Origin of the sequence: Thiorhodococcus mannitoliphagus, assembly GCF_010915725.1 — a bacterium.
Taxonomy (GTDB): Bacteria; Pseudomonadota; Gammaproteobacteria; order Chromatiales; family Chromatiaceae; genus Thiorhodococcus; species Thiorhodococcus mannitoliphagus.
In genome coordinates this window covers 1-13308 of sequence record NZ_JAAIJR010000141.1, presented here as the reverse complement: position 1 = coordinate 13308, position 13308 = coordinate 1, and the positions used below count along the sequence as shown (strand labels likewise).

Genomic DNA, 13308 nt, shown 5'->3' with positions numbered 1-13308 from the left:
TACCCCGGTACCGAGCTGCGCCTCGTGTTTGAGGCGATCCAGTCGCATTGAATTTGGCGCCAAGTCAGGAGTTCTGCATTGAGTACCAGGCCCCCTTCGTCCGCCCCGACCGCGAGGAGGACTACCGGGTCGCCTGGGCGTTCTTCCAGCAGGGTGGCGGCGCGCATCGCTCAGCCCCGAATGGTTCGTCATGAACGTTGAATTCAAGCCCAAGGCCATCAAGGATCTACGGGATATTCCCAAGGCAGATGCCCAACGGATCGCCGAAAGACTGAAGTCGTTCGAACAGGGTCTTTCGGGAGACGTCAAACGGTTGACGAACTTCACGCCGGAATACCGGCTGCGCGTTGGTAGCTACCGCGTACTCTTCGAGATCGAAGACTCAACGGTGCTCGTCTATCGCGTCGTGCATCGCCAACACGCCTATGCCAAGAGGTAATCTGATGAACATCCACCCACAATTCATTCGTCGCGAGGGCGCGGACGAATACGTCGTATTGCCCATCGAGGAATTTCGTGCCCTCGAGGAGATTTTTCATGACTACCAGGATCTCCGAGATCTACGAGAGGCGAAATCGCAGGAGGCAGACGCGGCATCCGTCCCGCTGGCGGACGTCATGCGAGTCCTCGGAATCGATCCATGAATGACGAAATTCTCAACGAGGTCCGTGCGATCCGCGAAGCGCACGCCAAGGCGTTCGATTTCGATCTAGACGCCATTTACGCGGACATCCAACAGCGCGAGATAGAGCATCAGGCGCGGGGAGCGCGTTTCATTGATCCGCCCACAACGTCGCCCCAGATGCGTTCTCGGTACCAGGGCATTCGGTTCGGTCATCGACCAAGCCAAGAGTCACGGGTTGATCAGAAGTATTCGGGATAAGTTCATCATGTGGACTGACCCTATCGTTGAAGAGCGAGACCTTGGAATCGAGTGATGCATATCGACCCCATCACCCAAGAGGCCTTGAGATCGTTTCAGGCGATCCTGCACGCCAAGTACGGTGCTCACCTGCGCGCGCTCTACCTCTTCGGCTCACGCGCGCGCGGCGACCATCGGCCGGACAGTGATGCCGATGTCGCGGTCTTTCTCGATGAGGTCACCGACCCCATCGGCGAGCAATTCGACCTCATCGACCGCGGCTATGACATCCTGCTCCGCACCGGAATCAACATTCAGCCCTGGGTCTTCGAGCAGGAGAACCTCTCGGATTCCGCGCCGCATCGGGCGGCGCACCTGGTCACCGAAATTCGTCGCGAAGGCGTTCGGCTGTGATCGACGAGCTGTTATCGAAGGCCCGACAGGCGCTGACGCCGGGCGCGGCCTGGTCGAGGGGATGCGAAGGCAATGAGGGTCATGATGAGGGTAATAACCCATGGAGGCTGCATAGATGCTGCCATCGCTGGTCGTCGATGAGGTCCGCCACGGCGTCGCCGAGACGCTGCGGGTCCAGTTCGAGCCATCGACCGAGCTGTTCAAGGACGCCGTCCGCCGCCTGATCGAGGAGCCGAGCTGGATCAAGGGGCCCTATGTCCATCTGGGCATGCCTTTCGTCTCGGGCAGCAAGGGAAAGGGCTTCTTCAAGGAGTTCGAGACCGAGCATCCGGCCTTTCTGCATCAGGAGCAGGCGTGGCAGCGCTGCGGCGTGGAGGGACGCTCCACCTTGGTGGCGACCGGCACCGGCTCGGGCAAGACCGAGTGCTTCCTCTACCCGGTGCTGGAGCAGGCAGCCCAGGCGCGGCAGCAGGGTGCGCCAGGCATCAAGGCGATCATCATCTATCCGATGAATGCCCTGGCCGACGACCAGGCCAAGCGCATCGCCGAACTCGTGCACAAGACGCCGGCCTTCGCCGGCCTTCGCGCGGGGCTCTTCGTGGGCTCGGGCAAGACCCAGTATAAGCCCGGCAAGGCGGGCAAGAGCCCGGAGCAAGACGCGACGGTCATGGGGCCGGACCATGTCATCGCCGACAAGGATGTGCTCCGCGACAACCCGCCGGACATCCTGCTCACCAACTACAAGATGCTGGATTTCCTGCTGATTCGGCCCAAGGACCAGCCGCTCTGGCGCGACAACGGCCCCGAGACCCTGCGCTATCTGGTGGTGGACGAGCTGCACACCTTCGACGGCGCCCAGGGCACGGACCTGGCGATGCTGATCCGTCGGCTGCGTCATCGCCTGAAATGTGACGCCCAAAGCGACAGGGGGCGCCTGATCTGCATCGGCACCTCGGCGACGCTCGGCGATGCCAGTGACACTGCCCCGCTGCGCGACTATGCGAGCCAGGTGTTCGCGACCGACTTCGACAGGGACGCGGTGATCGTCGAGCGCCGCCAGGGCTTCGATGCCTTCATTGGCGACAAGGTGGTCGAGCATCTGATCGCCGACGACGAGACGGTGCTGGAGGCCATCCGACCCGAGTCGTTCGATCACCCGCAGGAGGCCGTCGCGCGGTTTCTACCGGCCTTCTTCGCCAGCCCCGAGACCCTGGCGGCGCTTCTGGCTGGCCTCGACACGCCCTTGGGGCGAATCCGTCTCGGCGAGGAGCTGAAGAAGCACCTGCTCTTTCAGTCCCTGCTGCGTACCGCGACCCAGGCGCCGGTGACGGTTGACGCGATCGCCGACAAGCTCCAGCGCACCCTGAGTGCGCGCGTGGTGCCTGAGGCGCGGGCGCTCATCTCGGCCCTGTTGACCCTGGTGGCCTGGGCGCGGGCACCCCACGCGGGACAGAAAGTCGATGCGAGCACGCCGGTCGAGGATTTGAGCGCCCTGGTCACCCTGCGCGTTCAGCTCTGGCTGCAGGAGCTGCGCCGCGTCCTGGCGACCGTCAGCCGCGATCCAGCCGAGATCGTGCTCTGCTCCGAGGCGGCGGTCCTGAGCCAGCGTGAGCGGTTGCGCCTGCCGCTGGTCCAGTGCCGCCACTGCCATGCCACCGGCTGGCTGACGGTCAAGCAGAAGCAGGACAGCCGGGTGGTGAGCAGCCTGGATCGGATCTACGGGAGCTTCTTCGCCCGTTACCAAGACACCTTTCTGGCCCGCATCTATCCAGGCTCGCCGACCGACGGTCGGACGACCCGCGCGCCTTTCCCGCTGTTGAGCTTGACGCTGTGCGGCCAATGCGGTCATCTCGGGCATGAGCGCCTGACCCAGTGTCCGCACTGCCAAAGCGATGACGTCGTCCCGGTGGAGGTCGCCAACGCGACCCGCACGAAGCCATTGCGGGACGATACCCAACCCAGCAAGAAGCCGCGCGAGGTCACCGTCCATGACGACCGTTGCCCGGTGTGCGGCGAGCGCGGTGGACAGCTCATCGTCGGTGCCCAGACCACCAGCCTCGCGGCCCATGCGGTGGAGCGGCTGTGGTCGGCGCGGCTCAACGATCACAAGAAGCTGATCCTCTTCTCGGACTCGGTGCAGGACGCGGCGCACCGCGCCGGCTATATCGAATCCAAGACCGAGGGCACGCTGATGCGCGCGGGGCTGGCCAAGGTCCTGGCGACGCTGCCGGCGGTGTTGCCCTGGGATCAAGCACTCGATGCGATCGGGCGCGGCTATCTGGACCCGAGTCGCCCGCTCGCCATGTCCCCGAGGGACTTCGTGGCGCGCTTCATCCCGCCGAGCATGGAGTGGCTGCGCGACTGGCGGGCGCTGCTTGAGACCACCGAATTGCCTCCCAGCTCACGGCTGCCGAGCATGCTCAGCCAGCGCATGCAGTGGCGCGCCGTCGAGGAACTGGCCCATCGCTCCGACCGGGGGCGGACCTTGACGCGGGTCGGGATCGCCGTGCTCTTCCCGGACCTCGCCGATCTCCAGGCGCTGTCTCGGACCCTGACACCCGAGCTGTGCCAGGCGGGCGGTGGACTGGAGGCGCTGAGCGAGACTCAGGTTCTGCACTGGACCCTGGGCACGGTGCTGGCCCTGATCCGCGCTGGAGCCATCTTTCACATGGAGCTGGAGCGCTTTGCGGAGACCGGCGACTTCGCTGGTTTCGAGTTCGCCAAACAGCGCAAGGACTGGATCCCGCATCGCGGCCATTTCGGAGCGCCGCGTTTCGTCACTCGGGAGTCAGGCCGACATGGCTTCATGCACCTGGAGGAGCGCGACACGAATCCACTGCTGGGCTGGGCCAAGCTCGCTCTAGGCTTGACGCTGTCTTCCCCTGGCATCGTCACCCTGGCCTACGAGGAACTGCTCAAGGCCCTAGAGCAGGCGGGGTTGGGGCGTTTCGTGCCGTTGGAGCACAAGGGAGTCCGAGCGCGCGTCTTTGGTCTGCTGCCGAGCCGTTTGAGCCTGTATCGAGATCCGCGCCGGCTGGTGACTTCCTCCGGGGCTCAGTCCCTTTGGGTACCCGCCGAGGCCGTCGAGGCATTGGGTGCTCTGCCGGCCTGGAACAGCCCTGGCGAGACCTTCCGCCCGGAGGCCGATTCCGACAGCGGGCATGGGGCCAGCTGGTGGCATACCCGCTTCCAGGGCGGCGATGTCACCCGAGTCATCGCCCATGAGCACACCGGCCTGTTGGAGCGCGACGAGCGGGTCGCCCTGCAGAATCGTTTCATGGCGACCAAGGATATCTGCCAGCCCTGGTATGAGAACCTGCTCTCCGCCACGCCGACCCTGGAGATGGGCATCAACATCGGCACCCTGTCCAGCGTGATGCTGGGCGGCGTGCCACCGAACCAGGCCAATTTTATTCAGCGCATCGGCCGCGCCGGTCGGCGCGATGGCAATGCGGCCGTGTTCGCCATCGCCGACGCCTCTCCGGACGGGCACGATCAATACTACTTCGCCAATCCGCTGGAGATGCTGCACGGCGACGTCGAGGCGCCCGCCATCTACCTGAACGCCGCCGAGGTGCTGCGCCGTCAGCTCTATGCCTTCTTCTTCGACCACTGGGTCGCCGAGGAGCGCCCCGAGCTGCCGGACCGACTGAGCGAGCCGCTCGATCAGGTCGCCAAGGGGGACGGCGACAGCACGCGTTTTCCCTTCAACTATCTGGACTTCGTCAACCGTCACGAGCCAGCCCTGTTCGATGCCTTCTGCCGGATGCTCGCGGATGCGCTGCGTCCCGAGACGCGGGCCAAGCTCGAGACCTTCATCACCGGCACCGACCGGCACAAGCACCTGCGCGTGCGCTTTCTGGCCTTCTTCGAGGAAACCCACGCCGAGCGCGAGTCCTGGAAGAAGCGCCGCAAAGCGATCAATACCGAGCTTCAGCGGCTGCGCAAACGCCCCGAGGACGAGCAGACCCTGGCCGAGATCGATCTGCTGGACAAGGAGCGCGCCGGACTGGGCCAGCGCATCCAGCAGCTGAACAACGAATACCTGCTGGAGGCCCTGACCAACGCCGGTCTGCTGCCGAACTATGCCTTCCCCGAAGAGGGGGTCGCGCTGACCACCATCATCCATGGCAGCCGATCCAGCGGCGAGGAGTATTCGGTGCCGGTGCATCGCTACAGCCGCCCCGCCCATGCGGCCCTCGCCGAGTTCGCGCCGCGCAATACCTTCTTCGCCCACAAGAGTAAGGTCGAGATCGATCAGATCGACATGAGCGTGGAGCCGCCGGCCGAGCACCGCTTCTGCGCGGGCTGCCACTATCTCAAACCGCTCACCGCCCCGGAAGCCAAGTTGGATGCCTGCCCCCGGTGCGGAGACAGCCACTGGGTCGACGGCAGCCAGGTACGCCCGATCCTGCGTCTCAAGCGGGCCGTTGCCAATATCCACCGTGCGAACAAGATCCGCATCACAGAGACCGACGAGGCCCGCAATCCCAAGTTCTATGCCCGCCGCCTTTTGATGAACTTCGCGGCCGAGGACGTGCGTACGGCCTGGACGCTGGAGTCCAGCCAGGCCATCTACGGCTTCGAATTCATCGCCACGGCGGCCTTCCACGATCTCAATCTCGGTCAGCCGCTCTCGGTCGACAGCGCCGAGTCTGCGACGCTCATTGCCGGCGACGACAGTGCCAAGGCCGGATTCGCGCTCTGTCAGAGCTGTGGCATGGTCCAGACCAACGGCGGTCGGGGTCGGGAGGAGACGCGCACGCAGGTACATACGCCCGACTGCCCTGATCGCCACGCCAAGGGGACGGAACACCTGCTCGACCGGCTCTTCCTCTATCGCCAGTTCGAGTCCGAGTGTCTACGCATCATGGTGCCCAAGGGATTCGGCTCGGGTGAGCGCACCACCTACTCCTTCATGTCGGCGCTGCAGCTCGGGCTGCGTAAGCGCTTCGGCGGCAAGGTCGATCACCTGCGCTTCGAGACCATGTCGGAGGCCGGCACAGGCGATGGCGCTGGCAAGACCTACATCCTGATCTACGACTCGGTGCCCGGTGGCACCGGTTATCTACAGCAGCTCCTGGCGGGCAACGCGGATACGCTGACCGAGGTGCTAGCTACGGCCCATGGGGTGATCCGCGACTGCGCCTGTCAGGTCAAGCCCGAGCAGGATGGCTGCTATCAGTGCGTCTTTCATTACCGGCAGGGGCGTAACCGCCGGCATATCTCCCGCGCTGCCGCCCTGGAGATGCTCGATGAGCTGGTCCAGGGGGAGTTTCAACGCAAAGAGGTCAAGTGCCTGTCGGAGATCTACATCAACCCGAGCTTCGGCTCCGAGCTGGAGCGGCGGTTCCTGCCTGGGCTCAAGGCGCTCGGCGGACAGCTGGATACCGACAACGCGCGACTTCCGCCGGTGCGGGTCACGCAGGACATCAAGGCGGGCAAGACGGCCTATCTGCTCACGGTGGGGCCGAACAAGTATTGGGTCGACACCCAGGTGCCCATCGAGGATCCAGTCTCGGGGCACATCCTCTGCCAGCCGGATTTCGTGATCTCGAAAACCTTGACGGCGAGTCCCATGCGTCCGATCGCGGTCTTCGTCGACGGTTGGGAACACCACCAGAAGTGCATGCCGGACGATGCTCGGAAGCGCGCCACGCTGATGCTGCGCGGCGACTATCGTGTCTGGTCAGTCACCTTCGAGGACATCGATGCGGCGCACAAGCTCAAGGGCGGGACCGATCTCGAGAGCCCGTTGAGCGTGCTCATGACTGACTCCGGCCAACAGCTTCCAGCGGATCGGCTCCCGCCGTTCCCTCAGACCGACCTGATGTCGAACGCCATGGGGCTCCTGCTACATCTGCTCGGTCAGCCGCTGCCGGTCGATCAAGATCCATTGGACCGATTGAGAACGACGGGTGCGCATCTGCTGATGCGCAGCGTGCTGCGGCCCAATGAGGTGACCGAGGCGATCAAGGCGTCCAGCGCGGCGGTGTCGAGCGCGCTCCCGGAGTGGCTCAGGCTCGATGCGCAGACAGTGCACCTGCACAGCCCAGGAAAAGGTGCCGTTCAATGGATCGGTCGGGCGGAGCCCAAGTTCCTGACTGGCAAAAGCACCTCAGGCTATCCGTTCGCGGGCGCCTTGGTCCTGGATGACGTGGAGATCGCCGCCGATCTCAAGCTCGGGCGCGCTCAATGGCGCCAGTGGCTGCGTCTGGCCAACCTCCTGCAGGGGGTGCCGGGCGTCGCCCTCCTGACCCGGTCCATGCTCGACACGGGCGAGACCCTCGCGGTCCTCGAGCCACGGACGGAGAGACCGACCGGGGAGAGCGCCGGCTGGACGCAGATCCTCGAGGCCGCCGAATTCCTCGAGCGCCTCGCGCAGGGATTCGGCTATCTGGCCCAGGCCGGAGTACCTGCTCCCGACGGCATCGGCGTGGAGTACGAGGACGGCGACGACTATCGCCTGGCCGAGGCCCTCTGGGAGCGAGCCCGTCTCGTCTTCCTGACCTCCGCCCAGGCGGAGTGCGTCGAGAGTTGGACGGAGGCCGGGTACAAGGTCATGACCGAGGCCGAGAACTGGTGGCTCGACGTCGAGGCCGCACTCAAAGGACAGACACCATGAACGACGACGTCAAGATCATCGTCAGCAACGACGTCATCAAGCGCATGACGGCACTGCCGGCTGCGGTGCAGACGCGGGGGCTTGAGTTCATGCTCAAGTTCCAGACCGACCCGCGCAGTCCGGGCATCAACTACGAGACCATCCAGGGCGCGAAGGACAAGCACTTCCGCTCGGTGCGGATCGATCAGGGCTATCGCGGCATCATCTTCCGGGCGCCCAAGGACAATGTCTTCGTCTGGCTGCATATCGACAAGCACGACGATGCCTATGCCTGGGCCGCCAAGCGCAAGATGAGCGTCAATCCGGTCAATGGCGCGCTGACACTGACCAATATCAGCTTCGTCGAGGAGACGGTTCAGCGCGAGGCGGCTCCAGCACCGGCGCAGCCCGATCCCAGCTTCAACGCCCTGTCGGACCGCGATCTCATGGCGCTCGGCACACCGGAGGAGATGCTCCCCGCGGTCAGGACCATCCGCTCCGAAGGCGACCTGGACGCCATGCGCGAGGAGCTGCCGGTCGAGGCCTACGAAGGGCTCTTTTTGGTGCTCGCGGGCGACGCGGTCTCCAGTATCCTGGCCTCGCGTGAGACCCGGGTCGATCAGGACATCGACACGGAGGATTTCGCCAGCGCCGCCGAGCGTGACGAGAGCCGCTCCCGGTTCTACGTGGTGGAGGGCGAGAACGACCTCCAGGCGATCCTCTCCGCCCCGCTGGAGCAATGGCGGGTGTTTCTGCACCCCACCCAGCGGCGGCTGGCCACACGCAGCCTGAACGGCCCGAGTCGCATCCTCGGTGGGGCGGGGACGGGCAAGACGGTGCTGGCCATGCATCGGGCCAAACATCTGGCCAGCACGCTCATCGAGACGGACAAGAAGCTGCTGTTCACCACCTTCACGACCAACCTGGCGCTGGACATCGAGGACGGGCTGAAGTCGATCTGCTCACCGGAGCAGATGACGCGGATCGACGTCATCAATCTGGATGCCCTGGTGTTCCGCTTGCTCAAGGCGCGGCGCTACGAGCACGAGATCGCCTTCGACTACGAGGCGAAATGCGCGCCGGTCTGGGAGTCCGCCATGGTGGATTTCGACCCCGCGCTGGGCGTCTCGCGTGACTTCGTCCGCGAGGAATTCGAGCAGGTGGTGCTGGCCCAGGGGCTGGCGTCCCGCGACGACTACCGCGAGGCCCCTCGCCGTGGCCGGGGCGCGGTGCTCTCGCGCAAAAAGCGCGACGCCCTCTGGGAGATCTTCGCGAACTATCGGCTGCAGCTGAGCGCCAAGGGGTTGAAGGAGCCGGACGACGCCTATCGGGACGCCTGCGCCATCCTGGCGAACGAAGAACGTCCGCCCTATGCGCACGCCGTTGTGGACGAGACCCAAGACTTCGGTCCCCAGGCATTGAGGTTGATCCGCGCCCTGGTGCCGTCTGGACCGAACGACCTGATGTTCGTCGGCGATGGCCACCAGCGCATCTATGCCAAGAACAAGGCCAGCATGGGCAGTTGCGGCATCGACATCCGGGGACGGTCCAGGAAGCTCTATCTGAACTATCGCACCACGGAGGAGATCCGCCGGGAGGCCGTCTCACTGCTGGAGGCGATCGAGGTCGACGATCTGGATGGCGGCAGCGATGAGATTGCCCGCTACAAGTCCCTCATGCACGGCCCCAAGCCGGAGCGGGTTCAAGGTGCCTCAATGGAATCGATCCGTGATGGCATTCGGGACTTCATCGCCCAGTGTCTGGAAGACAACCACGACACCAAGATCGGCGTGATGGCTCCAACCGTCAAGCTGCGTGACCAGTTGGCCCAGCAGATCCGCGAAGCCGGCTACAAGGTGGCGACCGTCAACCATCGCGAGCGTCTCAGCCGCAAGGATGCCCAGATCTTCGCCATGACCCTGCATCGCGCCAAGGGCCTGGAATTCGACGCCGTGGCAATCGTCGTCAATCGCGACCTGGACGAGCACCTGCGCAAACTGGTCTACGTCGGCATGACCCGCGCCAAGCGGGCGGCACGGCTCTACTGCTGATGCGCTCGGGTTGGTGGCCGCCTGACGCTTGCGGGATCAGGCGCTTTTCGGAGCTTTATCAGGGGCTAGCGGGAAGAGCGTCAAGGCTGCACCGCGTTGTCCCCTGTGCTCCACCTAAAGTGGATCCCATGCCCAGGACAGTTTTCCCTCGAATTTAAGCGATCGCGCCCGCGTTCGTCGCAGCGGTTTGGCGTTGCCTCAGCTGCGGCGAAGCTGTCGCTCAAGACGGCATCCGATCCGCGAGATAGGTAGGTGGTGCTGCCGGTGCCAGAACCAGATCTCGTCGCCATTGGCGAGGAAGATGAAGGGGGCCACGCCGTGCTCCGCGCGGATGTCGTCGGCGTAGTCGGATGCCTGGCGCTCACCCTCCAGTGGATCGCGAGTGGAGCGTTTGGCTTCAATGATCGCGATTGGTCGGCCGAAAGGATCGATCAGGACAGAGTCGACGAGCGCGTAGGTGTCTCCGGCCCCTCCTGTTGGCTCGCCGACCTTTGACGTGGCCCGGACACAGAATTCTTCGATCATGCGACGACTCTCAGCGGTCCAGCCAGAGCGAGCCAGCTGATGGTCGATCTTCTCCTTCCTCGTCCTGCGCTCCGGCTTCATGAGATCACAGCGGCAGTATTCGAACCCGGCTCCGACTGGATCAGGGGCTCGGCGATCTATTCAGGCAGCACCTTGGAACCCCGGAGCTGTACCAAACTCGGCCCGCTGGCATGAGTCAGCGCGAGCATGGTCGAAAAGTCGAGGTCGTGGCTGAAGACGACGTCGCCGTTGGCGGCCGCCCAGCCCATGATCACGCGGTCAGACGCAGATGGGTCTCCGACCTGCGTCCAGTGGACGGTGTCGAATCCTGCTTCGGTCAGAACAGGAACCCACTCCGGCGAGAGATTGACATCGATGACCCGCCGTAGAGTCATGCCGCTGTGAGATGCTCTTCGCGCTCTTCCAGACGCCACGAGGCATAGGCTAGCGCGGCATCCAGGTCCTCGGGTTCGAGATAGGGGTAAGCGGCAAGGATGTGCTCCCGGCTGACGCCCTCGGCCATGAGTCCGAGCACGGTTCCGACCGTGACCCGCAGACCTCGGATGCAGGGCTTGCCGCCCATTTGAGCCGGATCCAAGGTGATTCGGTCGATGTCCATGGCTACCCTCAACGTTTGGCTCGCGAAGATCTTAGAAGCTGTCTGGAAACTCCTAGGGAGGCTTCGCCTCAGACCGACGAGTCATGTCATGCCATCGGGATCGGAATCGCTATCGTCGGTTCGATCCCGATCCCGATCCCGATCCCGATCCCGATCCCGATGGCCTTGGATGGTCGGACGCTGCATCTAAATTTGACTCATCTGCGAGCATTTTGCGCCCTCAAGGATCCTAGGGACCTCTACGATGATTTCCAGACAGCCTCTTAGAGCGGACAGGATAGCGGTCGGACTGTTCGATGTCGTCAAGGACTGGAGCCGTAGCAGAATGACTATCCGGCTCTACTGGTCGGCAGCAAGTTAGGGGGCAGAGCCTATCCCTCCGAATGGATGATGGGCTGGCGGATACCGTCCTTCCTCATGGCAGCCGCCTCATGGATGGCCGGGATGTCGATGCGCTGCTTGGCGAGTTCCTGGTCGATGTGCCTGAACTCAGTGCGCGGACTTTGCCCATCCGAGCCCTGTCTATTGGGGGCGGGTCATGTCCGGAATGCGTCTAGCGTCGTGAGCGGGGCTTTTGGAAAGTTTTCCGAAAGCCCCGGGGATGAGGCGCCGGGCTCCGCATTCATTCTGGTTGGCTTGGGAGAGCGGCCTCCGGGATCAGGTCGAGCCGCTCGATCTCCGGTAGCGGCCGTTGCTCGAATGCCGCCTCGAATGCGGCGAGGCGCTTGTGGATGGACTGCAGCTCGACGATTGTCGTCCAAGAGTTCACCAGATATTGGAAGGACGACGACACCTGACCGAAGGCGGTGAGGATCTGCTGCAGGATGCCGAAGGTGACCTTGCCTGCGGCGATCGTCGGCACCAGGATGAGATAGACGAAGATGTTGTCGGCCTGCAGGTAGGTATAGCGGGCGATGTTGAAGTAGAAGTAGTGGAAATAGAGCCGGAAGTAGTTCTTGCGGACGTTGGTGAAGAGCAGGCGCAGCGTCGGCGGCTGTGCTCGGCTCGCATCGTCCTCGCCGTAGACCAGCTCTTTTCGATAGGCGGCCTCGACGCGCTGATTGCGGAAATAGAGTCCTGGCAGTTTGATCCCCGCCAGGGCCAGCAGGCCGGTTCCGAAGATCGACCAGAATAGCGCAGCCGTGAAGAGGGGAGCTGGAATCGCGCCGACGATCGGAATCTCGCTCACATAAGACGAGAGGGCGAAGAGCACCGGCAGGAAGGCGAAGAGCGTCATCACGGAGTCGACGATCTTGACCCCGAGCGTCTCGACGATATCGGCGAAGCGCATGGTGTCCTCTTGGATTCGCTGTGCCGCGCCTTCGATGCTGCGGACCTCGTCCCAGCGCGCGACATAGTAGTCGTTCATCGCCGTGCGCCAGCGGAAGACATAGTGGCTGACGAAGAAGCTGGTGGCCACCACGACCAGGATGGCGACGAAGGCGATCGCGGCGAAATCGACCAGCAGCGAAAAGAGTTGGTCCGTCGTCACGCTCGACGAGCCGGAGAGTGCATTCTGCACCGCATCGAAGAAGGGGCGGCGCCACTCGTTGATCGCCACCGAGACCTGAACCGAGAAGTAGGTCGAAAAGATAATGAGCGAGGTGCCAAGGATCGACCACCAGCGCCAGGGGTCTGATCCGCGCCTGAGCCAGAAGGCGGCAAAGAGTGCGGTGACCAGCGCATAGTAGAGGTAGAACCAGACGAAGTCGGGCGTCACAAAGTAGCCGATGCCGATCACTGGCGCGGCATCCGGCGCGGGGATCTGAAAACCCATTGCCGCTCCGAGCGAGTCGCCTAACCAGTACCAGACGAGAATACTGATGGCAGCCCAGCCGAGTGCGGTCGTGAAGAAGAGGCGGGGTTGCGGAAAGAAAGAACGGAACAAAGCCTAGCTCCTAGGGTGCAACGAAACGGCGCATAGAGTGAACCGGACGCACCTGGACCGCAATCCCTCCGGAGCCCTTGCCATCACAGGACTTCTCTCGCCTTGTCGCCTGCTCAGCATAAACTATGCCGCAGCGAGAATGCCGGTTTGATTCGCGCCGGGATTGGCGTGATCATCGGGCCGCCCAGTGGGTTGATCAGGCACCGCGCATCCTTCAGGCAAAGTGACGTGGGGGCGGGCGGCCCCCCCCCCCCGCCCCCCCGGGGCGGCGGGGGGCCCCCCCCCCCCCCCCCCCCGGGGGGGCGGGCAGGTGAACACCCCCCCGGCCGTTGTGCGGGGGGGGGG

10 protein-coding genes are annotated in these 13308 nt (G+C 64.0%); 6 read left to right on the top strand and 4 right to left on the bottom strand.

Annotated features, from left to right (window positions below):
• Window positions 1-190: 190 nt before the first annotated feature.
• From G3480_RS22050 to G3480_RS22025, 6 genes are all read left to right on the top strand, one after another.
• On the top strand, window positions 191-439 hold the full coding sequence (locus G3480_RS22050) for a type II toxin-antitoxin system RelE family toxin (RefSeq protein ID WP_164656117.1): 249 nt from the start codon (window positions 191-193) through the stop codon (window positions 437-439).
• 4 nt (window positions 440-443) lie between these two features.
• Window positions 444-644: a type II toxin-antitoxin system Phd/YefM family antitoxin gene (locus G3480_RS22045; protein WP_206171844.1), complete on the top strand. Its 201-nt coding sequence runs from the start codon at window positions 444-446 to the stop codon at window positions 642-644.
• Entirely contained in the window at window positions 641-883 is a 243-nt protein-coding gene (locus tag G3480_RS22040; RefSeq protein ID WP_164656114.1) for a hypothetical protein, read from the top strand. The genes G3480_RS22045 and G3480_RS22040 overlap by 4 nt, the downstream gene beginning before the upstream one ends.
• Window positions 884-937: 54 nt before the next feature.
• Complete coding sequence (locus G3480_RS22035; protein ID WP_164656112.1) at window positions 938-1276, top strand: nucleotidyltransferase domain-containing protein; 339 nt, start codon at window positions 938-940, stop codon at window positions 1274-1276.
• 115 nt (window positions 1277-1391) lie between these two features.
• Entirely contained in the window at window positions 1392-7901 is a 6510-nt protein-coding gene (locus G3480_RS22030; RefSeq protein WP_164656110.1) for a DEAD/DEAH box helicase, read from the top strand.
• On the top strand, window positions 7898-9931 hold the full coding sequence (locus G3480_RS22025; RefSeq protein ID WP_164656108.1) for a UvrD-helicase domain-containing protein: 2034 nt from the start codon (window positions 7898-7900) through the stop codon (window positions 9929-9931). The genes G3480_RS22030 and G3480_RS22025 overlap by 4 nt, the downstream gene beginning before the upstream one ends.
• 198 nt (window positions 9932-10129) lie before the next feature.
• Here G3480_RS22025 and G3480_RS22020 read toward each other — a convergent pair whose 3' ends face one another.
• The 4 genes from G3480_RS22020 to sbmA all read right to left on the bottom strand — a co-directional run bounded on the left by G3480_RS22020 (window position 10130) and on the right by sbmA (window position 12963).
• Window positions 10130-10456 (bottom strand): type I restriction endonuclease, encoded by a 327-nt coding sequence (locus G3480_RS22020; protein WP_164656106.1) that lies wholly within the window; start codon window positions 10454-10456, stop codon window positions 10130-10132.
• 137 nt (window positions 10457-10593) lie between these two features.
• A complete protein-coding gene (locus G3480_RS22015; RefSeq protein ID WP_164656104.1) occupies window positions 10594-10851 on the bottom strand; it encodes a DUF5615 family PIN-like protein in 258 nt (85 codons plus the stop codon).
• Entirely contained in the window at window positions 10848-11075 is a 228-nt protein-coding gene (locus tag G3480_RS22010) for a DUF433 domain-containing protein (RefSeq protein WP_164656102.1), read from the bottom strand. Before G3480_RS22010 ends, G3480_RS22015 begins: the two co-directional genes overlap by 4 nt.
• 622 nt (window positions 11076-11697) lie before the next feature.
• Window positions 11698-12963, bottom strand: a complete 1266-nt coding sequence (gene sbmA, locus G3480_RS22005; RefSeq protein WP_164656100.1) for a peptide antibiotic transporter SbmA — start codon at window positions 12961-12963, stop codon at window positions 11698-11700.
• Between the last annotated feature and the right edge of the window lie 345 nt (window positions 12964-13308).

Excerpts from the sequence above, each read along its gene's own strand:
- G3480_RS22050 (WP_164656117.1), top strand. The coding sequence starts at position 191 with ATGAACGTTGAATTCAAGCCCAAGGCCATCAAGGATCTACGGGATATT.
- G3480_RS22045 (WP_206171844.1), top strand. The coding sequence starts at position 444 with ATGAACATCCACCCACAATTCATTCGTCGCGAGGGCGCGGACGAATAC.
- G3480_RS22040 (WP_164656114.1), top strand. The coding sequence starts at position 641 with ATGAATGACGAAATTCTCAACGAGGTCCGTGCGATCCGCGAAGCGCAC.
- G3480_RS22035 (WP_164656112.1), top strand. The coding sequence starts at position 938 with ATGCATATCGACCCCATCACCCAAGAGGCCTTGAGATCGTTTCAGGCG.
- G3480_RS22030 (WP_164656110.1), top strand. The coding sequence starts at position 1,392 with ATGCTGCCATCGCTGGTCGTCGATGAGGTCCGCCACGGCGTCGCCGAG.
- G3480_RS22025 (WP_164656108.1), top strand. The coding sequence starts at position 7,898 with ATGAACGACGACGTCAAGATCATCGTCAGCAACGACGTCATCAAGCGC.
- G3480_RS22020 (WP_164656106.1), bottom strand. The coding sequence starts at position 10,456 with ATGATCGAAGAATTCTGTGTCCGGGCCACGTCAAAGGTCGGCGAGCCA.
- G3480_RS22015 (WP_164656104.1), bottom strand. The coding sequence starts at position 10,851 with ATGACTCTACGGCGGGTCATCGATGTCAATCTCTCGCCGGAGTGGGTT.
- G3480_RS22010 (WP_164656102.1), bottom strand. The coding sequence starts at position 11,075 with ATGGACATCGACCGAATCACCTTGGATCCGGCTCAAATGGGCGGCAAG.